Source organism: Pseudomonas sp. OF001, assembly GCF_904426495.1.
Lineage (GTDB): Bacteria > Pseudomonadota > Gammaproteobacteria > Pseudomonadales > Pseudomonadaceae > Geopseudomonas.
This window is the reverse complement of the sequence record NZ_CAJGBM010000015.1, coordinates 1-22,687: the sequence shown is the minus strand read 5'-3', so window position 1 is coordinate 22,687 and position 22,687 is coordinate 1. Positions and strand designations below refer to the sequence as shown.

General features: G+C 67.9%; 20 protein-coding genes. 19 read left to right on the top strand and 1 reads right to left on the bottom strand.

Features of this window, described 5'->3' with window-relative positions; genetic code table 11:
- Positions 1-92: 92 nt before the first annotated feature.
- The 7 genes from RA210_RS11015 (at position 93) to RA210_RS10985 (ending at position 7,158) form a co-directional block, all read left to right on the top strand.
- The gene (locus tag RA210_RS11015) at positions 93-740 is read left to right on the top strand and encodes a hypothetical protein (protein ID WP_201486476.1); all 648 of its coding nucleotides are present in this window, start codon (positions 93-95) and stop codon (positions 738-740) included.
- A gap of 23 nt (positions 741-763) precedes the next feature.
- A complete protein-coding gene (locus RA210_RS11010; RefSeq protein ID WP_236574712.1) occupies positions 764-1,447 on the top strand; it encodes a hypothetical protein in 684 nt (227 codons plus the stop codon).
- Complete coding sequence (locus RA210_RS11005) at positions 1,447-2,133, top strand: protein phosphatase 2C domain-containing protein (protein WP_201486475.1); 687 nt, start codon at positions 1,447-1,449, stop codon at positions 2,131-2,133. The genes RA210_RS11010 and RA210_RS11005 overlap by 1 nt, the downstream gene beginning before the upstream one ends.
- 221 nt (positions 2,134-2,354) lie before the next feature.
- Positions 2,355-3,980 (top strand): DUF1302 domain-containing protein, encoded by a 1,626-nt coding sequence (locus RA210_RS11000; RefSeq protein WP_201486474.1) that lies wholly within the window; start codon positions 2,355-2,357, stop codon positions 3,978-3,980.
- A gap of 75 nt (positions 3,981-4,055) precedes the next feature.
- Positions 4,056-5,372: a DUF1329 domain-containing protein gene (locus RA210_RS10995; protein ID WP_236574720.1), complete on the top strand. Its 1,317-nt coding sequence runs from the start codon at positions 4,056-4,058 to the stop codon at positions 5,370-5,372.
- A complete protein-coding gene (locus tag RA210_RS10990; RefSeq protein ID WP_201486472.1) occupies positions 5,372-6,535 on the top strand; it encodes a helix-turn-helix transcriptional regulator in 1,164 nt (387 codons plus the stop codon). Before RA210_RS10995 ends, RA210_RS10990 begins: the two co-directional genes overlap by 1 nt.
- A gap of 392 nt (positions 6,536-6,927) precedes the next feature.
- Complete coding sequence (locus RA210_RS10985; protein ID WP_201486471.1) at positions 6,928-7,158, top strand: hypothetical protein; 231 nt, start codon at positions 6,928-6,930, stop codon at positions 7,156-7,158.
- Positions 7,159-7,167: 9 nt separating this feature from the next.
- On the opposite strand, the gene RA210_RS10980 is transcribed toward RA210_RS10985, so the two are convergent.
- Entirely contained in the window at positions 7,168-7,953 is a 786-nt protein-coding gene (locus RA210_RS10980) for an enoyl-CoA hydratase (RefSeq protein WP_136490420.1), read from the bottom strand.
- A 137-nt stretch (positions 7,954-8,090) separates the two neighbouring features.
- Between RA210_RS10980 and RA210_RS10975 the strand changes: the two genes are divergently transcribed.
- From RA210_RS10975 to RA210_RS10920, 12 genes are all read left to right on the top strand, one after another.
- A complete protein-coding gene (locus RA210_RS10975) occupies positions 8,091-8,873 on the top strand; it encodes an SDR family oxidoreductase (RefSeq protein ID WP_201486470.1) in 783 nt (260 codons plus the stop codon).
- Between the two features lie 74 nt (positions 8,874-8,947).
- Positions 8,948-9,907: an OB-fold domain-containing protein gene (locus tag RA210_RS10970; protein WP_442963397.1), complete on the top strand. Its 960-nt coding sequence runs from the start codon at positions 8,948-8,950 to the stop codon at positions 9,905-9,907.
- 10 nt (positions 9,908-9,917) lie between these two features.
- Positions 9,918-11,051, top strand: a complete 1,134-nt coding sequence (locus RA210_RS10965; RefSeq protein ID WP_201486468.1) for an acyl-CoA dehydrogenase family protein — start codon at positions 9,918-9,920, stop codon at positions 11,049-11,051.
- A complete protein-coding gene (locus tag RA210_RS10960) occupies positions 11,023-11,442 on the top strand; it encodes a MaoC family dehydratase (protein WP_136490416.1) in 420 nt (139 codons plus the stop codon). Before RA210_RS10965 ends, RA210_RS10960 begins: the two co-directional genes overlap by 29 nt.
- A 17-nt stretch (positions 11,443-11,459) precedes the next feature.
- Positions 11,460-12,635, top strand: a complete 1,176-nt coding sequence (locus tag RA210_RS10955; RefSeq protein ID WP_201486467.1) for a lipid-transfer protein — start codon at positions 11,460-11,462, stop codon at positions 12,633-12,635.
- A 10-nt stretch (positions 12,636-12,645) separates the two neighbouring features.
- Positions 12,646-13,812, top strand: a complete 1,167-nt coding sequence (locus RA210_RS10950; RefSeq protein WP_201486466.1) for an acyl-CoA dehydrogenase family protein — start codon at positions 12,646-12,648, stop codon at positions 13,810-13,812.
- Positions 13,813-13,963: 151 nt separating this feature from the next.
- The gene (locus tag RA210_RS10945) at positions 13,964-15,154 is read left to right on the top strand and encodes an acyl-CoA dehydrogenase family protein (protein WP_201486465.1); all 1,191 of its coding nucleotides are present in this window, start codon (positions 13,964-13,966) and stop codon (positions 15,152-15,154) included.
- Between the two features lie 10 nt (positions 15,155-15,164).
- Positions 15,165-16,307 (top strand): acyl-CoA dehydrogenase family protein, encoded by a 1,143-nt coding sequence (locus RA210_RS10940; RefSeq protein ID WP_201486464.1) that lies wholly within the window; start codon positions 15,165-15,167, stop codon positions 16,305-16,307.
- A gap of 15 nt (positions 16,308-16,322) precedes the next feature.
- A complete protein-coding gene (locus RA210_RS10935) occupies positions 16,323-18,011 on the top strand; it encodes a class I adenylate-forming enzyme family protein (protein WP_201486463.1) in 1,689 nt (562 codons plus the stop codon).
- 219 nt (positions 18,012-18,230) lie between these two features.
- Positions 18,231-19,607, top strand: coding sequence for a DUF1329 domain-containing protein (locus RA210_RS10930; protein WP_136490410.1), 1,377 nt, complete (start codon positions 18,231-18,233; stop codon positions 19,605-19,607).
- Between the two features lie 88 nt (positions 19,608-19,695).
- A complete protein-coding gene (locus tag RA210_RS10925) occupies positions 19,696-20,487 on the top strand; it encodes an SDR family NAD(P)-dependent oxidoreductase (RefSeq protein ID WP_201486462.1) in 792 nt (263 codons plus the stop codon).
- A gap of 118 nt (positions 20,488-20,605) precedes the next feature.
- Positions 20,606-22,189 carry an amidase gene (locus RA210_RS10920; protein ID WP_201486461.1) on the top strand — a complete coding sequence of 528 codons (1,584 nt, stop codon included), beginning with the start codon at positions 20,606-20,608 and terminating at the stop codon, positions 22,187-22,189.
- The last annotated feature ends 498 nt before the right edge of the window (positions 22,190-22,687 follow it).

Below are 22,687 nucleotides of genomic sequence, written 5' to 3'. Positions count from 1 at the left end.
ATGTGTTCGACAGGTGGTTCTTGCTTTTCTGGTTTCTCTCAATGAGCATTGTCCCAGGTCCCGGGACCTGGGACACTGGCTCTGTGGTGGTCATGAAAAGTCAAGATATAGGGGTGCTGCTGAAACTGGTCTGCCTGCAGCGGCAGGAAATGGCTGCCCGTGCAGAAGTTTCGGACAAGGCCTGGCCCCACGACTGGCAGGACTGGAGTGAGGAGAACGCCCCGGAATATCCGGGCGAGGTGGATCTGGCTGCACTGCCGGTCGGAAGTCCGTCGCTCTACACGGCGCGCGCCCTGGAGCTGCAGACCGGCATCAGCAAGACGCAGATCAACCGCTCGCTGAAGCATTGCATGGACATCGGTCTGGCCAGGGAGGATCGCAAGCTGGGCGTGCCGCGTGCCAATACCAGGGTGCTGCTGGAGTTTATCGTTCATGGTCTGAAATATGTGTTCCCTGCGCGTGCCGGGGAGCTGACCAGGGGCATCGGCACTTCCTTCGCTGCTCCGGTGCTGGCGGGCAGGTTGCTGAGTGCCGGCGAGCACCTGCTGGTCTGGCCCGATGCCTACGGCAACACCAAGGGGCTGAAGGTCGAGCCGCTGTTCAAGACGGCGACCTATGCCGCCAAGCGGGATCCGGAGATGTACGCGCTGATGGCGCTGATCGATGCCATCCGCCTTGGCCAGCCGCGCGAGAGCAATCTGGCCACGAGCCTGCTCAAGGAGCGCCTAGAGATCCGATGACGACATTCAACACCCAGAGAGACATGCTCAAGCTGGTCGCCAAGGCTCTGGGACCGGATCTGTGTCGGCAGATGACTTTCGTCGGTGGGTGCACCACCGGCCTGCTGTTGACCGATGCCTTCACCCGCGAGCAGGTGCGCAGCACCGACGATGTCGACCTGATCGTGCATGTCATGAGCTACACAGGCTTCTCCTCTCTGCAAGAGCAACTGATCCGGCGTGGTTTCCGTCTGGATGTCGCGGAGATGGATGACGACTTTCCGATCTGCGCCATGCGCCTGGGCGATCTGCGCGTCGACTTCATGCCCGACGACGAGCAGGTGCTGGGTTTCAGCAACCGCTGGTACCGGGAGGCGATGGCGACCTCGACGGTCTATGCCTTGGACAAGGAGACCACCATCAATCTGGTCCACCCCGTCTACTTTGTCGCCACCAAGCTGGAGGCCTATAAAGGACGTGGTGGTGGCGATGCACTGTCCAGCCGGGATATCGAGGACATTCTCAACCTGGTCGACGGGAGGGAGGAGCTGCTGGAAGAGATCCGCGCTGCGGCTGCCGAGGTGCGCAGTTACATTGCTCGGGAACTGTCCAGTTTGCTCGCTGATGCCGATTTCGAGTACGCCGTCGCCAGTCAGGCCTATGGCTCCCGGGAGCGCGAGGCGCTGCTTTTCGCCCGCTTGGAAGCGCTGGCCGGGGAACACGGCTGATGCGCGTGGAGTGGACCAGCCAACAAGGATCTCAGACGCGCACCAACAACGATGCAGCAGCTGTGGGGCGCAAGGGAAACTGCCTGTTGGCCATGCTGGTCGACGGAGCCGAACGTGGCGAGGGGCAGGCGCTTGCGAGGCACTGGGCGATTAGCATCATCACCGATGCCTTGGCGGCGGACGAACCGCCTGAAGCATCCGCACTCGTTCGCTTGATGCAGGCGCGGCAGCGTGAGTTGCGTCAGCACTACCTGCACGAAATCGCCAGCTATTGCTGCGTGCGGCTCGATCTGAACAGCCGTCGGCTGGATGTCCTGCATGTCGGCGACTGCCTGGCCGGAGTCTGTCAGCCCGATGGGCAAATCGACTGGCTGACGATCCCGCACACCCTGAGCAGACAGCCCTTCTATCACTCGACCCCGCAGGCCAGTGATCCCGCGTCCAGACATCTGCTGACCCGCTCCTTGAATGCCCGACGTTTTTGCGCCCCGGAGCATCGGGTGACGATGCTAGCGACCGGTACCGAACTGCTGCTCTGTACCGACGGATACTGGTACGAGCATCGGCAGCAAGGAGTTGCGCTATCGCGAGTGCATGACGATGCCAGCGAGTTGCGCTTGAGCCCGGGGGCCATGCGTGTGATCCAAGCGCCTGACAGCGACAACTTGTTCATCATCGCGGACTGATCTGCCCCTCCCGCGCGCCGGGCGCGCAAAGGCCTCTCTGGCGCCTGCAATCGCCCGGATATCCCTCAAATGGGTGATGTGTCACCCACCCGCCCATTCCCACACTGGACCCGTCCCCGCCGCGCCGGATTCACGCGCGGCGGGGTCATGGACCTGCCCGCGTGGTGGCTTTGTCCGAGCGCGGGCCTGCAATGCCAGAAAAACAATAATCCGGAGGCAGTATGCCCAAGGCAGCAAGAAAGGAGTGCCGGCGCGCCGGCCAGCCGCCGTACCTGCGCGAGTTGCTCGCAGTGGCCGTGGCATTGAGCAGCGGGGCGGCGAGCGCCCTGCCGACCCTCGAACTCGGCGAGTCGACCACCCTCGAATCGTCGCTGACGGTGAACTACACCGCCTCGGTGCGGACCGAGAAGCCCGCCGACGAGTACCTCAACGATATCAACTCCGACGACGGCACGCGCAACTTCGACCGTGGTTCGCTGATCACCAACCGCGTCAGCCTGTTCGGCGAGGCGCTGCTGCGCCACGACAACGTCGGCGCCATGGTCCGCGCCAGCCACTTCTACGATGCGGCCTACCACGGCAGCAACGACAACGACTCGCCGGCCACCGTCAACAAGTTCGGCGCCCACGACCACTTCATCGAGAAGACCCGCGAGCGCAGCGGCGGCGAGTTCCGACTGCTGGACGCCTTCGTGTTCGGTAGCTGGAATTTCGACGACCGCTACCTGTCGGTGAAGGCCGGTCGCCACCTGGTGGCCTGGGGCGAGAGCCTGTTCTGGCCGAACATCAGCCAGGGCCAGGCGCCGGTGGACGCCACCAAGTTCAACGTGCCGGGCACCGAGGCCAAGGACGCCTACCTGCCGGTCGGCCAGCTGTCGGCATCCTTCTCGCTGACCGACGACCTGACCCTGGTCGGCTTCTGGCAGTACGAGTGGGAGGAGACCCTGATCAACCCGGTGGGCGACTTCTTCGGCAGCGACTACTTCGGACCGGGCGCGCAGTTCTTCCGTCTGCCCGGGGGGGCAGTGGTCAACTACGCCGGCGAGGTGGAGCCGGATGACGATGGCCAGTGGGGCCTGGGCTTGCGCTACCAGCTGGCGCAGAACACCGAGGTCGGCCTCTACCACTACCGCTACCACGACCGGGTGCCGGCGCTGTTCTTCGATTTCACCGGCAACACCCAGTACTCCTCGCTCAAGCGCGTGGGCCGCGGTACCGGGCCGGGCAACGCGCCGGCCTACCAGCTCGGCTACTTCGACGACATCGCCCTGACCGGGTTGAGCCTGAGCACCAAGCTCGGCGATGCGGTGCAGATCGGCAGCGACCTCAGCTACCGCGAGGACGCCGCGGTCTACCTGTCCAACGGCGCGCCGACCCGCGGCAACCTGATCCAAGGCAACCTCAACGCCGTGTACATGATCGGCCCGACCGCACTGGCCCACCAGACCACGCTGATGGGCGAGGTGGTGCACCAGCGCATCGACAGCGTCGAGGATCTGGTCGTCACCGGCGGCATTCAGAACGGCACCTTCGACGACTTCGAGTACGACGGCCAGACCCGCGGCAGCACGCTGGTCGGCGTCGGCGCGATGTTCGACTACCCGAGCCTGTTCAGCGGCTGGGACCTGACCACCAAGGTGTTCTGGAACCAGAACGTCTCCGGCAGCGCCTATTCGGGCCTGGGCCGCGACGAGAAGCGCATCACCGTCGGCGGCGACTTCAAGTACCTGGGCAACTTCCAGGTCGGCCTGACCTACGTCGGCTACCTCGGCTCGGCCGACATCGCCAACGGCCGCACCCTGGCGGATCGCGACTACCTGTCGCTGAACGCCAAGTACACCTATTGAGAAGGGGAGGGACCCATGAAGAAGCACACGCAACTCGCCAGCCTGTTCGCCTGCGGCGCGCTGTTCGCGCTCGCCATGCCGGCACTGGCCAAGACCGATGAAGCGGCCCAGCTGGACAGCAGCACCCTCACCTGCATGGGCGCCGAGCGCGCCGGCAACGCCGACGGCAGCATTCCGGAGTATTCCGGCAAGTGGCTGGGCGCGCCGCCCCATGTGAATTTCCAGGGCACCGGCAACCATCCGCTCGATCCCTATGCGGACGAGAAGCCGCTGTTCACCATCACCGCGGCGAACATGGCCGAGTACGAGCAGCACCTCACCGACGGCATGAAGGCGCTGTTCCGGCAGTATCCGGACACCTTCCGCATGCCGGTCTATCCCTCGCATCGCGACTTCCGCTTCAACGACAGCGTGTGCCAGGCGACCAAGGCCAACGTCGGCTATGCCCAGCTGACCGACGACGGCGAGGGCGTGGTGGCCAAGACCGGCGGCACGCCGTTCCCGCTGCCGAAGAATGGTCTGGAACTGCTGAAGAACGCCTCGCTGTTCACCGTGCGCGCGTGGACCGAGGAATACGTCTCGGACAACGCCTATGTGCTGCGCGACGGCAAGGTCAACTGGGGCCGCGTGCACTCGAAGAACCTGGCGCCGCACCTGGAGCCGGGGCGCATCGGCGACACCAGCGGCCAGTCGTCCTTCTACCTCAACGAGACCCTGCTGCCGCTGCGCGACAAGGGCGAGGTGAACACCGGCATGGAGTTCTGGAACGACAAGACCGAGCCGCGCCAGAGCTGGCGTTACGACCCGGGCACCCGCCGCGTGCGCCAGGCCCCCGGCTACGGCTTCGACATGGCGTTCCCCGGCACCGGCGGCTCGATCACCGTGGACGAGGTACGGCTGTTCAACGGTTCCGGCCAGCGCTACGACTGGAAGATCGTCGAGAAGAAGGAGCTGTACATCCCCTACAACGCCTATCGCATCCATTCGCCGGAGCTGAAGTACGCCGACCTCCTCAAGCCGGGCCATATCGACCCGACCCACATGCGCTACGAGAAGCACCGCGTGTGGGTGCTGGAAGGCACCCTCAAGACCGACTACCGCCACCTGTACGGCAAGCGTCGTCTGTACATCGACGAGGACACCTGGTTCCCCATCGTCGCCGACAACTACGACAGCCGCGGCGAACTGTGGCGCACCTCGATGCTCAACTTCTTCTACGCCTACGAGACCCAGACGATGCAGGCCGGTGTCGGCCTGTACCACGACCTGCTGGAGAACACCTATCTGGCGTTCAACCTGATCAACGAGCAGCCCAAGGGCTTCAAGCTGAACGTGGCGGGCTTCCGCCCGGCGATGTTCGGACCGGAGGCGGCCCGCCGGGGCGGTCTGTGATGGACGGGGCAGGGGGCGCGTGCGCCCCTTGCCTCGCTGCAGGCACCAGCTACGCCGAGCTGCAGGGGCTGATCGGCCTGGTCTACGACGGCCTGCTCGAGGACAAGCCGTGGAACGCCCTGCTCGACGCCCTGCGCCGGCAGTTCCGCGCCAACTACGCCTCGCTGACCATCCGCCTGCCCAGCGCCGAGGATCGCGGCCTGGTGGTGTTCGCCGGCGAGGCGCGGCCGCACATCCACGCCCTGTACAGCAGCTCGCTGTACGCGGTCGACCCGTTCGTCAACCTGCCGCGCGACACCGTGGTGATGCTCGAGGAGTTGATCGACGAGCGCGAGTGGCTGGGCAGCGTGATCTACCGCGATTTTCTCGAACCGCTGCAGGTGCGCTACATGATGGGCGCCGACATCCGCAGCGACGACGGCCGCGAGCGTGAATTCCGCTTGCGTCTGAGCCGCCCGCCGCAGAGCGGGCCGTTCAGCGAGACGGAGCGGGCTCTGTGCGCCCTGTTGCTGCCGCATCTGCGGCGCGCGCTGCGCCTGTATGCCCACCTCGACCGGGTGGAGAGCGCCTGCCGGCTGTACGTCGGCACCCTGGAGCGCATCGGCATCGGCTCGATCCTGCTCGACGAGAACGGCGGCATCTGCCGGATCAACAAGGTCGCCGAGGAGATCCTCGCCGAGGGCGACAGCCTGCAGCTGCACAACGGCATGCTTGAAGCCGTCGCCCCGCGCGACGACCGCCGCCTGTGGCGGCTGATCAAGCAGGCCGCCGCCGGCCGCAACGGCAGCGGCCTGGTGGAAGCCATCGCCCTGGATCGCGGCGGCCAGCCCGGCGGCCTCAGCGTGCTGGTGCGCAGCATCCCCCTTTCCGCCAGCGCCGAGGCCGGCCGCGCCGCGGCCGTCGAGCTGATCCTGCGCGACAGCAGCCGCCCGGCGCAGCCTTCCGAGCCCCTGCTGCGCCAGCTCTACCAGCTCACCCCGGCCGAAGCCGCACTGGCCGTGCTGCTCGGCGAAGGCCTGACCCTCGAGGAAAGTGCCAGCCGCCTCGGCATCAGCCGCAACACCGCCCGCAGCCACCTGCGCGCGGTGTTCGCCAAGACGGGGGTGAAGCGGCAGACCGCGCTGGTGCAGCTGTTGTTGTGCAGTGTGGTGGCGTTGGATTGAGGGGCGTGAGCCGATTGCGGCGGTTATTCGGCTCATCTGATGAGCCGAATAGGTGGATTAATCGGCTCAGGGGCCAGCCGGGCAGCTCCGGGAGCTAGCCGGGCAAACCTGTCTGGCGTTCGGCAAGATACTCCGGTAGGGTGCGCCGTGCGCACCTTGTCTGCGTGCGGACAAACGGCCCACTGGATGGTTCGCAGGGCGCACCCTACGGCAAGGCGTGCGGGTCATTCCGACTCGCCTGTGTAGTCGCTATGACAGCTGTTTTTCGTGTCGTTTCGACCGCAAATGCCCGAGCTCTTCGCTAGGTTATTGATCTGCAAGCCCCCGCCCGCCTGGCACGTTTCCTGATTGGTCTTCCGCAACTGCTGAAACCCGTTGTGGAGGTGCCTGAGATGTCCGGTGTGCTTGAATCCCCCAGCAAAGTCTTCCATCTGGCCAACAACCTGGTCGTGTCCGGCGTGGTCGTCCTGCTCGTCGGCGTGCTCGGCGCCTACTGCTTCGACGAGGCCATCGGCCTCGGCCTGGTGGTCGGCTCGCACATGCTGACCATCGTCGGGCCGTCGCTGGTCAAGCTCGGCTACGTGATGCGTCTGTCGGTGCAGGACAAGCTGGTCGCCTGCTGAGGAAGGCCCTCAACGCCCCTCGAAGCGCGGCTTGCGCTTGTCGATGAACGCCTGCATGCCTTCCTTCTGGTCGCGCGAGGCGAACAGCAGGGCGTTGGCCTTGCGTTCCAGGGCCAGGCCCGCCTCCAGCGAGGCGTCCATGCCGGCGAGGATCACTTCCTTGATCTGCTCGGCGGCCAGCGGCGGCATGGCGGCGATGTCGCGGGCCATCTCCAGGGCGCGTTCCTGCACCTCGGTGTCGTCGACCAGCTCGCTGACCAGCCCGGCGACCCAGGCTTCCTCGGCGCTGATCGGCGCGCCGGTGAGCGCCATGCGCATTGCCTTGGCCTTGCCCACCGCGCGCACCAGGCGCTGGGTGCCGCCGATGCCGGGCATGATGCCGATGCGGATTTCCGGCTGGCAGAAGCGCGCGCTGCGCCCGGCGATGATGATGTCGGCGTGCATCGCCAGCTCGCAGCCGCCGCCGTAGGCGTAGCCGCACACCGCGGCGATCACCGGCTTGGGGCAGTGCTGGATCGGCGCCCAGACCCGCTCGGTGTGGCGCTGGTAGATGTCGATGGCGCCGACCCCGGCCATGCTGGTGATGTCGCCGCCGGCGGCGAACACCTTGTCGCCCCCGGTGAGGACGATGCAGCGCACCGCCGGGTCCTCGCCCAGTTCGGCGAAGTGCCGGGAGAGCAGCGCCTGCAGCTCCAGGCTGAGGGCGTTGGTGGCCTGCGGGCGGTTCAGGCGCAGGCGGGCGACGCCTTCGGCGGGAAAGTCGAGAAGCACGGGAACAAGGTTGTCGGCGGACATGCGCGACCTCTCTGCAAGACGGGAGCGATGGGCGATTGTTCGCAGGTGCGGGGCCGTCACTCATCGTCCGTTTGAACGACGAGTTCGGCGAAGGCCAGTCCCTAGAGTGAAGCCATGCAGCTATCAAGGAGCATGCAATGGCCACTCAGAACCTCGATTACACCGGCAAGGTGGTGCTGGTCACCGGCGGCACCAAGGGCGTCGGCGCGGGCATCGCCCAGAGCTTCCTCGCCGCCGGCGCCCGCGTGCTGGTCTGCGGTCGCAACGCCCCGGAGGCGCTGCCGCAAGCCGACGGCCGCCAGGCCGAATTCCTCCCCGCCGACGTGCGCGACGCCGACTCGCTGGCCACCCTGTTCGCGGTGATCGAGGAGCGCTGCGGGCGCCTCGACGTGCTGGTCAACAACGCCGGCGGCAGCCCCCACGTGCTGGCCGGCGAGGCCTCGCCGCGCTTCCACGAGGGCATCATCCGCCTCAACCTGATCGCCCCGCTCAACGTCGCCCAGCACGCCAACCGGCTGATGCAGCGCCAGGAAGAGGGCGGGGTGATCGTGTTCATCGGCAGCATCAGCGCCCTGCGTCCCTCGCCGGGCACCGCCGCCTACGGCGCGGCCAAGGCCGGCGTGCTGGCCCTGGTCACTTCGCTGGCGGTGGAGTGGGCGCCCAAGGTGCGCGTGGTCACCGTCAGCCCGGGCCTGGTGCGCACCGAGCAGGCTCACCTGCACTACGGCGACGAGGCGGGCATCGCCGCGGTCGCCGGCACCATCCCGGCCGGGCGCATGGCCAGCCCCGAGGACATCGGCAACGCCTGCCTGTACATCGCTTCGCCGCTGGCCGGTTACGCCAGCGGCTGCAACCTCCTGCTGCACGGGGGCGGGGAGACGCCCGCGTTCCTCGCCGCAGCCAATTCCGCCCATCAATGACCGAAGCCGGCGCGTCCGCCGTGCGGCGGGCCGCCCTCAACTCCGAGGAGAACATCTTGGCTGAACAAGAATTCATGCCCGCCGTGCGGGCCATGGTGGGACGCGAGTACGGTCGCGTCTACGCCTGGGACGCGGTCAACGCGCCGATGATCCGCCAGTGGTGCGAGGTCATGGGCATCGACAACCCGCTGTACCTCGACGCCGACTACGCGGCCACCACGGAGCACGGCGGCATCGTCGCGCCGCCGGCCATGCTGCAGGCCTGGTGCCTGGAAGGCCTGCATCAGAACAACTACGCGCCGGGGTCCACCGACGCCAACCCCTACGAGGTGCTCAAGCTGCTGGAAGCCAACGGCTTCGCCTCGGTGGTGGCGGTCAACTCCGACCTGAGCTTCGACCGCTACGTGAAACTCGGCGAGAAGCTCTACTACACCACCCGCCTCGACGCGGTGGGCGATGAGAAGACCACCGCGCTGGGCACCGGCTACTTCGTCACCCTGGTGATGAGCTTCTTCTCCGAGCAGCCCGAAGGCGACGAGCCGGTTGGCCAGTTGCTGTTCCGCGTGTTCAAGTTCCGTCCGGCCAACCCGGTCAAGCCGGCCGCCGAGGGCGACAGCGCCTCCGCCATCCCGAAGATCAAGCGGCCGAAGCCCGGCATCAGCGACGACACCCGCTTCTTCTGGGAAGGCTGCGCCGAAGGCAAGCTGCTGATCCAGCGCTGCACCGCCTGCAACACCCTGCGCCATCCGCCGGCGCCGGTGTGCGCCAGCTGCCATTCCTTCGACTGGGACAGCGTGCAGTCCTCCGGCAAGGGCACGATCTATTCGTTCGTGGTCATGCACTACCCGGAAGTGCCGCCGTTCGACTACCCGAACCCGATCGGCCTGATCGAGCTGGAGGAGGGCGTGCGCCTGACCGCCGGCCTGGTCGGCGTCAAGCGCGACCAGCTGGCCATCGGCCAGGCCGTGCAGGTCGAGTTCCACACCTTCGACGACGAACTGATCCTGCCGCTGTTCCGGCCGGTCGCGCAGTGAGGAACGGACCATGGACTTCGAACTGAACGAGGAACAGCGCGCCATCGCCGAGATGGCCGGCAGCCTGTTCGCCGACTACTGCACCGACGACCGCCTACGCGCCTTCGACGGCTCCGGCGAGCCGTTCATGGGCGGCCTGTGGAAGAGCTGCGTGGAAACCGGCCTGCACGCCCTGGCCATCCCCGAGGACTTCGGCGGCAGCGGCCTGGGCATGACCGAGCTGATGCTGGTGCTGGAAGCCCAGGGCCGCGCGCTCGGCCAGGTGCCGCTGTGGCGCCACCAGCTGGCCGCCGCCACCCTGGCGAAATTCGCCCCTGACGCCGCCGCCGAGACCGTGCAGGCCGCCGCCGAGAGCCAGCGCCTGCTGACCCTGGCGCTCGATGGTCTGGCCAACGCCAAGGGCATCGCCCTCGAGGCCAGCGAAGTAGAAGGCGGCTGGCAGCTGGACGGCACGGCGTCCGCCGTGCCGCTGGGCGCCAACGTCTGCCAGGCCCTGCTGCTGGCCAACGTTGCCGGCGCGCCGCGCCTGCTGCTGGTCGACCTGCGCGTGGCCGGCATCGACAAGACCGCCGGGGTGTTCACCCAGGGCGAGGCGGTCGCCGACCTGTGCTTCAGCTCCGTGGTGGTGCCGACCGGGGCGCTGCTGCCGGTCGCCGCGCTGGACTGGCTGGAAAGCCGCGCCATCGCCGCGCTGGCCGCCCTGCAGCTGGGCGTCTCCGTCGAGCAGATCCGCCGCACCGTGGAATACGTCAACGAGCGCCGCCAGTTCGACCGCGCCATCGGCAGCTTCCAGGCGGTGCAGATGAGCATGGCCGACGCGCATATCGCCGTCGAAGCGCTGCGCTCGGCGCTCTGGCAACTGGTCTGGCGCCTCGACGCCGGCCTGCCGGCGACTGCCGAGGCGCTGGCGACCAAGTATCTCGCCTGCGAGGCCGGCCACCTGGTCGGCCACAAGGCGCAACACGTGCACGGCGGCATCGGCGTCGACCTGACCTATCCGATCCACCGCTACCTCTACTGGAGCCGCGCCCTGGGCATCACCCTTGGTGGCAGCGCCGCGACCCTCGAGCGCCTCGGCGACTGGCTGGCCAACAACGACAAGCTGGGATGGAAATATGACCTCGAAGAAAACCAAGGCATTTGACGAAGTGCTCCCCGGCCAGGCGCTGCCGGAGCTGGCGATCCCGATCACCGTGCAGCTGATCACCGCCGGCGCCATCGCCACCCGCGACTACTTCCCCGGCCACCACGACAAGGACGCCGCGCGCGAGCTCGGCTCGCCGCACGTGTTCATGAACATCCTCACCACCAGCGGCCTGGTGCAGCGCTACGTCGAGGAGTGGGCCGGCCCCGCCGCGCGCTTCGCCGACCTGAAGATCAAGCTGGGCGCGCCCAACTACCCGGGCGACACCATGACCTTCAGCGGCGAAGTGACCGCTCAGGACGCCGCCAGCCGCACCGTGCAGGTGACGCTCAAGGGCAAGAATTCCATGGGCAACCACGTGACCGGCACGGCCACGCTGGTGCTGCCGTAAGGCGCAGGAGACAGGATATGACCAGCAATTCGATTTCCGGACGCGCGGCCATCGTCGGCCTCGGCGCGACCGAATTCTCCAAGAACTCCGGGCGCACCGAGCTGCGCCTGGCCATGGAAGCCACCCTGGGCGCGCTGGCCGACGCCGGCATCGACCCGTCCGAGGTGGAGGGCTTCAGCTCCTACACCATGGACAACGTGCCGGAGTACGAGGTGGCGCGCCTGCTCGGCTGCAAGAACGTCAAGTTCTTCTCGCAGATCCCCCACGGTGGCGGCGGCGCCTGCGCGCCGCTGATGCACGCGGCGATGGCCGTGGCCACCGGCGTGGCCAAGGTGGTGGTGGTGTACCGGGCGATGAACGAGCGCTCCTGGTACCGCTTCGGCAAGCCGCACGACTTCGGCGGCGCGCCGATCTTCGACGCGGTCAACTACGGCTGGTACATGCCGCACGGCTTCCACACCCCGGCCGCCTGGGTCGGCATGTTCGCCCAGCGCTACATGCACACCTATGGCGCGACCAGCGAGGACTTCGGCCGCGTGGCCGTGGCGGTGCGCGACTTCGCCGCCACCAACCCGGCGGCGTTCTTCTACGGCAAGCCGATCACCCTCGAGGAGCACCAGGCCTCGCGCTGGATCTGCGAGCCGCTGCACCTGCTCGACTGCTGCCAGGAGTCCGACGGCGCGGTGGCCATGGTCATCACTTCGGCCGAGCGCGCCCGCGATCTCCGGCAGAAGCCGGTGATCATCAAGGGCGCCTCGCAGGGCATCGCCGAGGGCCAGCAGAGCATGACCTCGTTCTACCGCGAGGACATCACCGGCCTGCCGGAGATGGGCGTGGTGGCGCGCGAGCTGTACGCGCAGTCCGGCCTCGGCCCGCAGGACCTGCAGACCGCGGTGATCTACGACCACTTCACCCCGTTCGTGCTGCCGCAGCTGGAGGAGTTCGGCTTCTGCAAGCGCGGCGAGGCCAAGGACTTCATCCGCGACGGCCTGCACGCCCGCGGCGGCAGCCTGCCGATCAACACCCACGGCGGCCAGCTCGGCGAGGCCTACATCCACGGCATGAACGGCGTGGCCGAGGGCGTGCGCCAGGTGCGCGGCAGCTCGGTCAACCAGGTCGCCGGCGCGGAGAACGTGCTGGTCACCGCCGGTACCGGCGTGCCCACCAGTGGCCTGATCCTGGGCGCGGCCTGAGGAGCGCAACATGTTCGTCGATCTGACCCCCGAGCAACACGCCCTGCGCCTCAAGGTGCGGGACTATTTCCAGAACCTGATGACTCCCGAGCTGCGCAGCGAGCTGCGCGGCAAGGAAGGCGGCGACCTGTACCGCCAGACCATCCGCCAGATGGGCCGCGACGGCTGGCTGGCGGTCGGCTGGCCGAAGGAACACGGTGGCCAGGGCTACGCGGCCACCGAGCAGCTGATCTTCTTCGAGGAGGCCAACATCGCCGGCGCGCCGCTGCCCTTCGTCACCATCAGCACCGTGGGACCGGCGCTGATGGAGTACGGCACCGCGCTGCAGAAGGAGAAGTTCCTGCCCGGCATCGCCGCCGGCGAGATCATCTTCGCCATCGGCTACTCCGAGCCGGATGCCGGTTCCGACCTGGCCGTGCTGAAGACCACCGCGCGCCCGGAAGGCGAGCACTTCGTGGTCAACGGCAACAAACTGTGGACCTCCGGCGCCGAGGCGGCCGACTACATCTGGCTGGCCGCGCGCACCGACCCGGAGCGCCCGCGCCACAAGGGCGTGTCGATCCTGATCCTCGACACCCAGCTGCCCGGCTTCTCGACCACGGTGATCCCGACCTGCAGCAACCCGACCGCGGCCACCTACTACGACAACGTCAGGGTGCCGGCCGACATGCTGGTGGGCGAGCTGAACGGCGGCTGGAAGCTGATCACCGCGCAGCTCAACCACGAGCGCCTGGGCCTGGGCTCCTGGGCGGACAAGGTGGCCGGGCTGTTCCGCCGCGTCTACCTGTGGGCCAGGAGCGCCGATGAGCAGGGCCGCCGCGCCGTCGACCACGGCTGGGTGCGCAGCGCGCTGGCCGAGTGCTACGCACGCCTGGAGGCGATGCGCCTGATCAACTTCCGCATCGCCGCCGACCTCGAGCGCGGGCAGATGGGCGTGGCGCTGGCCTCGACCACCAAGGTCTACGGCGCCGAGTCGGCCATCGAGATCCTGCGCAAGCTGTCGGAGATCGTCGGTGCCAACGGCCTGATCCGCGAGGGTTCGGCGGCCTCCCTGCTGCAGGGCGAGCTGGAGTACGAGGTGCGCGCCTCGGTGACTCTGACCTTCGGCGGCGGCACCAACGAGATCCAGCGCGAGCTGATCGCCCAGTTCGGCCTCGGCATGCCGCGCGGGCGCTGAGGGCAAACGCACGGACGGCTCCCTGTAGGGGCGAATGAATTCGCCCCTACAGGCGTGCCCCGGTGTGCTGCCAAGCGGCGAACTCCGTTACATTGCTCGTCGGGGGCCGGCCCAGCCAGAGTCCCCGCGCACGACAGAAGGACAACAACAGATGAGCGCAATCGACGATTTCCGCCAGGAAACGCGGGCCTGGCTCGAGGCCAACTGCCCGCCCTCGCAGCGCACCCCGACGCCCGAGGGCGAGCTGGTGTGGGGCGGCAGCCAGGTCGAGTTCAGCAGTGAAGACCAGCGCCTGTGGTTCGAGCGCATGCGCGACAAGGGCTGGTTCTGCCCGGACTGGCCGACCGAATACGGCGGCGGCGGGCTGTCGCCCGCGCAGGTGGCCGTGCTGGAAAGCGAGCTGCGCCGGCTCAAGTGCCGGCCGCCGCAGATCAACCTGGGCATCTGGATGCTCGGCCCGGTGCTGCTCGAATACGGCAGCGAACAGCAGAAGCGCGACCTGCTCACGCCCATGGCGCGCGGCGAGATCCGCTGGTGCCAGGGCTTCTCCGAGCCCAACGCCGGCTCCGACCTGGCCAGCCTGAAGACCAGCGCCCGCGACGAGGGCGACCACTTCGTGGTCAACGGCACCAAGATCTGGACCTCCTACGGCGACAAGTCCGACTGGATGTACGCCCTGGTGCGCACCGATGCCAGCGCGCCCAAGCACCTGGGCATCAGCCTGATCGTGCTGGACATGCGCTCGCCGGGCATCAGCGTCAGCCCGATCGACCTGATCAGCGGCAAGTCGGCGTTCTGCCAGGTGTTCTTCGACAACGTCAAGGTGCCGAAGAGCCAGCTGATCGGCCCGCTCAACGGCGGCTGGACGCTGGGCAAGAGCCTGCTGCAGCACGAGCGCAAGGCCATGTCCAAGTTCGGCGAGACCAGCCTGCCGAACCACTTCCACCTGTTGCCGCTGGTCGAGCGCTACCTGCCCGAACCGCGTAGCGCGGCCGACCAGGCCCTGCGCGCCCGCGCGCTGGCCTGTGCGATGGACGAGCACGCCTACGGCCTCACCGTGCAGCGCATGGGCGAGGAGGCGCGCAGCGGCCAGGACATCTCCGGGCTGATGGCGATCATGAAGCTGGTGCACAGCGAGCAGGATCGCGACAAGTTCGAGATCCTCCTCGACGCCCTCGGCTATCACGCCCTCGGCTGGGAAGGCGACGCCTTCACCAGCGAAGAGCTGGCGATCACCAAGGCCTGGCTGAACGGCTTCGCCCTGACCATCGCCGGCGGCGCCTCGGAAGTTCAACTCAACGTCATCGCCAAGCGTGTGCTCGGCCTGCCGGACGCCAAGTGAGGAGCACGCCATGAGCCTGATTTTCAACCAAGAACAACGGCTGCTGGCCGACACCGCGCGCGAATTCCTCGCCGCGCGCAGCCCGGTGGCCGCCCAGCGCCGCCTGCGCGACGAGCGCGCGCCGCTCGGCTTCGATCCCGCCCTGTGGAGCGAGATGGTCGCGCTGGGCTGGAGCGCCATCCCGTTCCCCGAAGATTTCGGCGGCCTGGACTTCGGCTGCCAGAGCCTCGGCCCGCTGTTCGAGCAGATCGGCCGCAACCTCAGCGCCAGTCCGCTACTGTCCAGCGTGGTGCTGGCCGGCTCCCTGCTGCAACTGGCCGGAACGGCCGAACAACAGCAGCGCTGGCTGCCGGCGCTGATCGCAGGCGACAAGCGCCTGGCCCTGGCCATCGACGAGAGCGGCCGCCACGACCCGCTGGCCACCGAGCTGCGCGCCGAGCGCAGCGAGGCCGGCTGGCGGCTGTCCGGCGCCAAGCTGTTCGTGGTCGACGGTGTCCAGGCTGATGCCTACCTGGTGCTGGCGCGCACCGCCGGTCAGCGCGGCGAGGCCCACGGCCTGTCGCTGCTGCTGGTCGAGGCCGGCACGCCGGGTCTCACGGTATCTCCGGCCGCGCTGATCGACTCGCGCAACTGCGCGCGCCTGCAGTTCGATGGCGTGACGGTCGGCGCGGATGCGCTGGTCGGCGAACTCGACAACGGCCTGCCGGCGCTGGAAACGGCGCTGGATCGCGGCCGCGTGTGTCTGGCCGCCGAGCTGCTCGGCGCCGCCGAGACGCTGTTCGCCACCACCCTCGACTACCTGAAGACCCGCGTGCAGTTCGACGCGCCGATCGGCTCGTTCCAGGCCCTGCAGCACCGCGCCGCGCGTCTGTACGTCGAGCTGGCGCTGGCGCGCAGCGCGGTCATGGCCGGCCTCGCCGCCCTCGACGATGCCAGCCTCGATGCTGGCGAGCGCGCCCGCCTGGCCAGTCTGGCCAAGTGGAAGGCCGGGGTCGCCGCCGACAAGGTGAGCAACGAGGCGGTACAGATGCACGGCGGCATCGGCGTCACCGACGAGCTGGACGTCGGCCTGTACCTCAAGCGTATCCGCGTCGCCCAGGCCTGCCTCGGCGACACCGACTACCACTGCCAGCGCTACGGCGCGCTGGTCTGACGGCGGGGGTGACAGATGAGCATGGAAAACTGGCAAGCGGCCTGGCGGCAACTGATCGCACCGGGCTCGCCCTTCGAGGTGGTGGCGCCTGACGACGACGGCCCGCGCTGCTTCCGCAACGCGCAGCCGGACCTGCTGACCGCACTGAACGCCGGACGCGCCCACGGCGAGCGCGAGTTCGTGGTCTGGGAGGACCAGCGGCTGACCTTCGCCGAGTTCTTCGCCCAGGTCGACCGCCTGGCCGCGCAGCTGCGTACGCGCTTCGGCGTGCGCAAGGGCGACCGCGTGGCCATCGCCATGCGCAACCAGCCGGCCTGGCTGGTGGCCTTCGTCGCCGCGGTGGCCAGCGGCGCCATCGTGGTGCCGCTGAACAGCTGGGGCCAGCGCGAGGAGCTGCTGCACGGCCTGGAGGATTCCGGCTCGCGCGTGCTGCTGTGCGACGCGGCGCGCCTGGCGCTGGTCGAGGGCGATCTCGAGCCGCTCGACCTGCAGGCCATCGCCGTCGGCGCGCCGGGGCAGGGCCGGTGGGTGTGCGACTACGAGGCGCTGCTCGCCGAGGACGTTGCACTCCTGCCGCCACTGGTGTTCCAGCCCGACGACCCGCTGCTGATCCTCTACACCTCCGGCACCACCAGCAAGCCCAAGGGCGTGCTGTCCACCCATCGCGCGGTGTGCCAGGCGCTGGCCGCCCTGGAGTTCCAGGGCGCCTTCGCCGCCATGAGCTCGCCGCAGCGCATCAAGGCAATCATCGACAGCGGCTTCGCGCCGACCAACCTGATGGCCGTGCCGCTGTTCCATGTCAGCGGCCTGCACGCGCAGTTCCTCCTGGCCCTACGCGGCGGACGGCGTCTGGTGCTGATGTACAAGTGGGACGCCGAACGCGCCCTCGACCTGATCGAGCGCGAGCGCTGCACCCAGTTCAGTGGCTCGCCGGCGATGATGCAGCAACTGCTGGCCTCGCCGCGCTTCGCCAGCGACGCCACCGCCAGCCTGTTCGGCTTAGGGTTAGGCGGTGCGGCGGCCAACCCGGGGCTGCTGGCGCAACTGACCAGCGTCAAGCCGAACGCCATCGGCGGCGCCGGTTACGGCATGACCGAGAGCAACAGTGTCGGCGCGGCCATCGGCGGCGACCAGTTCGTCTACAAGCCGGCCTGTGTCGGCTGGCCGCTGCCTATCGTCGAGGTACGCATCGGCGACACGCCCGATGCACCGCAGGCGCCGGGCGTGGAAGGGCAGATCTGGCTGCGCACGCCGACCCTGATGAGCGGCTACTGGGGCTTGCCGGCGGCCACCGCCGAGGTGTTGCAGGACGGCTGGCTGGCCACCGGCGACGTCGGCTGCGTGGACGAGGAGGGCTTCCTGCGCATCACCGACCGGCTCAAGGACCTGATCAACCGCGGCGGCGAGAAGATCGCCGCCGCCGAGGTCGAGGCCTGCGCCAGCGGCCTGGACGGGGTGCTGGAGGCGGCCGCCTTCGCCGTGCCGGACGAGCGCATGGGCGAGGCGGTGGCGCTGGTGGCGCGGGTGCGTGAGGGCAGCGGGGTGGACGAGGTGGCGCTGCACGCGCACATCGCTGCCCACCTGGCAGCCTTCAAGGTCCCCGAGCACCTGCAGGTCGTGCACGGCGAGTTGCCGCGCAACGCCTCCGGCAAGCTGCTCAAGCGCGAGCTGCGCGAGGACTTCGTCCGCCGTTTCCTGCGCTAGAGCCGCCGTTTCAGACGCACGCCAGAGTGCACCCGCACCCGAGCTTCCCCGGAAGTCTCGGGTGCGGGCGCTGGCGTTTTCGCCGCCGCAAGGATGTGCCCATGATCCCGACCGCAAGCGGCGCGTTGTAGTCCTGATGGACGATGAGTTGGAGAACCCCCATTGGGAAACATGGACTCCGGCACCCAAGCCGGACCACCCCATCGGAGACCAACAACAATGAACAGAAAAGGTGTTGCGCTAGCCATAGCACTGGCGGTCAATGCAGGCCTGATCGCCAGCGCCCACGCCAAGGTAAGCCCCGAGGAAGCCGCCAAGCTCGGTAAGGAACTCACCTGCACCGGCGCCGAGCGCGCCGGCAACGCGGACGGCAGCATTCCCGCATTCACCGGCAAGTACCTGGGAGAGGTTCCCGGCTGGAACCACGTGCGCTTCTCCGGCCAGAAGCCGGTCGATCCCTACGCCGACGAGAAGCCGGTGGCGGTGATCACTGCGCAGAACATGGATCAGTACGCCGAGCGCCTGAGCGAAGGGCAGAAGGCGCTGCTCAAGCGTTATCCTGAGACCTACAAGATCAACGTCTACCCTGGTCATCGCGACTTCCGCTATCCGGACTACGTCTGCGAGCGGGCGAAGAAGAACGCGCTGACTGCCGAGCTGGAGAACGACGGCATGGGCGTCAAGGGGCTCGGCCAGGTGCCGTTCCCGATCCCGAAGAGCGCCATGGAGGTGCTGTGGAACCACCAGTTGCCGGTGCGCGCCTACACCGAGGACAACATCCGCGACATCGCCAGCGTGCTGCCCAACGGCAAGATCGCCTGGGGCCGTACCTGGCAGCGCAACATGTCGCAGGCCAACGACCCGAAGGTCGAGCCGGACACCGCCACCGGCATGCAGGCGATGAGCTGGAACACCACCCTCTCGCCCCAGCGCGAGAAGGGCACCATGAACATCGCCCATGAGCCGTACAACTTCGTCACCAGCGATCGTCAGGCGTGGACCTACAACCCGGGCACCCGACGCGTGCGCCAGCTGCCGGGCTATGGCTTCGACCAGCCGATGATCGGCACCAACGGCACCATGATCATCGACGAGGACCGCCTGTTCAACGGGTCGCCCGAACGCTATCAGTGGAAGCTGCTCGGCAAGCGCGAGATGTACGTGCCGGCCAACGCATTCAAGGCCAACAGCGGCGAGGTCAAGTACGCCGACATCCTGACGCCCAACCACCCCAATCCCGATGTGCTGCGCCACGAGCTGCGCCGCGTCTGGGTGCTGGAGGCGACTCTCAAGGAAGGCTACCGCCACCTGTACAGCAAGCGCGTGCTGTTCATCGACGAGGACACCTGGAACGCGGTGATGGCGGACAACTACGATTCGCGCGGCGAGCTGTGGAAGTTTGCGTTCATCAACTACTACTACCACCCCGACATGAGCGCCTGGCAGGCGGGCTCGTCCTTCTACCACGACCTCAGCTCCGGACAGTACGTCGGCTACACCCTGACCAACGAGTCCAAGCGCGGGCCGATCCTCAACGAGGGCAAGTACGTCCCCAGCATGTACACGGCTGACGCCATCCGCGCCCAGGGCCGCTGAGGCCGGCATCGTCACAGAGTCGCTCCGTTCGGCCGCTCCCTTCGGGTGAGCGGCCCTTTTTTCGAGCATCGCCACGAAGGAGAAGGAGATGGGCAAGCTGCAGGACAGGGTCGCCATCGTCACCGGCGCCGGCATGGGCATCGGCCGCGGCATCGCCGGAGCGTTGGCTCGCGAGGGCGCCCGGGTGCTGGTGGCGGAAGTGAACGAACAGGCCGGCGAGGAGACCGCGGCCTGGCTGCGCGAAACCTGGGGCGTCGACGCCGCTTTCCAGCGGGTCGACGTCACCGACAAGCAGCAGGTGCAGGCCATGGTGGCTGCCGCAGTCGAGCGCTTCGGTCGGCTGGACATCCTGGTCAACAACGCCTGGCGCGGCTCGGGCTACGCCAGGCTGGAAAATCTCGGCGACGAGCGTCTGCTCGGCGCCTTCAACATGGCGGTGATGGCCGCCTTCTGGGCCATGCAGGCGGCCCTGTCGGAGTTCCGCAAACGCGGCGGCGGGCGCATCATCAACCTGTGCTCGCTCAACGGGGTCAACGCCCACCTCTACACGGCCGACTACAACGCGGCCAAGGAGGCCCTGCGCACCCTGACCCGCAGCGCCGCCCGCGAATGGGCCGCGGAGGGCGTCTGCTGCAACGTGATCTGCCCCGGCGCAGTCAGCGAGGCCTACCGGCGGTTCGCCGCGGCCAGTCCGGACAACGCCGCAGCCATCGCCGCCGCCAACCCGATGGGCCGGGTCGGCGATCCGCTCGACGACATCGGCCCGGTGGCCGCCTTCCTGGCCAGCGACGACGCCCGCTACCTGACCGGCAACACCCTGTTCGTCGACGGCGGCGCCCACATCAATGGCGTGGCCTGGGCGCCGCAGATGAAAGACTGACCGCACCGCTCTGTAGGGGCGAATTAATTCGCCAACGCGGCCCTGTCAGGCGAATGAGTTCGCCCCTGCAGGCTGTATGTGGCAACCGAGCGAACCATAACGATAAGAGGCGAGAATCATGGAAAAGGCGGATGGCCCGCAGGGTCAACTACAGGTCGAAGCTGGCGAAGGCCTGCAGCTGCAGCGCCGGCAGCTTCTCAAGGCCGGCGCGGTGCTCGCCGGGGCGAGCCTGTTGCCGCGCTTCGGCATCGCCGCCAGCGGGCTGTCGCAACGCGAATATCTCGAGCTGGACGCCACGGCCATGGCCGAGCAGGTGCGCCGCGGCGCGATCAGCCCCGAGGAGCTGCTGGCCGCCGCGCTGGCGCGCTGCGATGCGGTCAACCCGAAGGTCAACGCCGTGGTGATGCACCACGACGACTACGCCCGGCAGCTGCTGTCCGCCCGGAGCGGCCAGGGTCTGTCCCGCGAGGGCGCGCTGGCCGGCGTGCCCTTCCTGCTCAAGGACCTCAATACCTACCTGGCCGGCACCTCGACCAGCAACGGCTCGCGCTTCTTCAAAGACGCCCCGCCAGCCAAGTACACCAGCACCCTGGCCGCCCGCTACGAGGCTGCCGGCGCGGTGACCTTCGGCAAGACGGCGGTGCCCGAGTTCGGCCTGACCACCACCACCGAGTCGCTGCTGTGGGGGCAGACCCGCAACCCCTGGAACCTGGCGCACAGTGCCGGCGGCTCCTCGGGCGGCGCGGCCGCAGCGGTGGCTGCCGGCATCGTCCCGGCGGCCCATGCCACCGACGGCGGCGGCTCGATCCGCACTCCCGCCTCCTACTGCGGCCTGTTCGGTCTCAAGCCCAGCCGCTACCGCACGCCCAGCGGCCCCGGCAGGTTCGAGGGCTGGTTCGGCGCCAGTGCCGCCCACGTGGTGTCGCGCAGCGTGCGCGATTCGGCGCTGCTGCTCGATGTCGGCCAGGGCCACGAGCCGGGTAGCCCTTACTGGCTGCCGCCGCTGGAGCGGCCCTTCGTCGACGAGGTCGGCCGCGATCCGGGCAAGCTGCGCGTGGCGCTGATCGACCAGTCGCTGACCGGCCTGGCGCTGGACGCCGACATCCGCCGGGTGCTCGACGACACGGTCAAGCTGCTGCTCTCGCTCGGCCACGAGATCGAGCAGATCCCGCAGCCGGTGCAGCCGCAGCAGGTGTTCGGCACCCACGGCGCGGTCGTCGGCACCGCGCTGCTGACCGCGATCCGCGACCGCGAGCAGCTGCTTGGCCGTAGCGCCGGCGCGGACGACCTCGAACAGGTCACCCGCAAGGTGCTCGAGCGCGCCCAGGGCGTCAGCGGCGAAGCGCTGTTCCGCGCCCGCCAGTCCTTCGAGGCGGTCAGCCTGGCGATGGAGCAGCTGTTCGAGCGCTTCGACGTGATCCTCTCGCCGGTCACCGCCACCCTGACCCCGGAACTCGGCAAGCTGCGCCTCAGCCAGCCTTGGGAAGACTACGCCGGCGCCGCCACCGGCAGCGCCGCGTTCACCGTGGTCGCCAACGTCAGCGGCCAGCCGGCGATGTCGGTGCCCTCCGGCTGGAGCGAGAGCGGCTTGCCGATCGGCATGATGTACACCGCGCGGCTGGGCGGGGAGGGCCTGCTGTTCAGGCTGGCCGCCCAGCTGGAGCGCGAGCGGCCGTGGCAGGGGCGGCGGGCTGTGCTCTGAGGATCGCAGCTGCGAACGCCGCCCGGCCATGGGCGGCGTTTGGCATCCATCGGGGCGCGCCTGCACTCAGGTGTTGCCCGAACTTTCGATCTTCCGTGTGTTGACAACGGCCGGAATGGCTGTATTATTCGCAGCCCCGCTTGGCTTGGATTGCTCGCCAATTGAGGGTAAGTGATTGATTTAGAAAGATTTTTTCTGAAGTCAACGCTTGACAGGTTGAAAGGCTGCTGTAGAATGCGCGGCCTCGGTTGAGATGAAGCGGAAGCGCTGAGTGAATCGATCGAAACGCTCTTTAACAAGTTGAATCAAGCAATTCGTGTGGGTGCTTGTGAGGTAAGACTGACAGTCGCAAGATTATCAGCATCACAAGTAACACTCGTGAATTCGAGAGTTTTTTGCGATTGCTGAGCCAAGTTTAGGGTTTTCTCAAAACCCGAATTGATTTGAACTGAAGAGTTTGATCATGGCTCAGATTGAACGCTGGCGGCAGGCCTAACA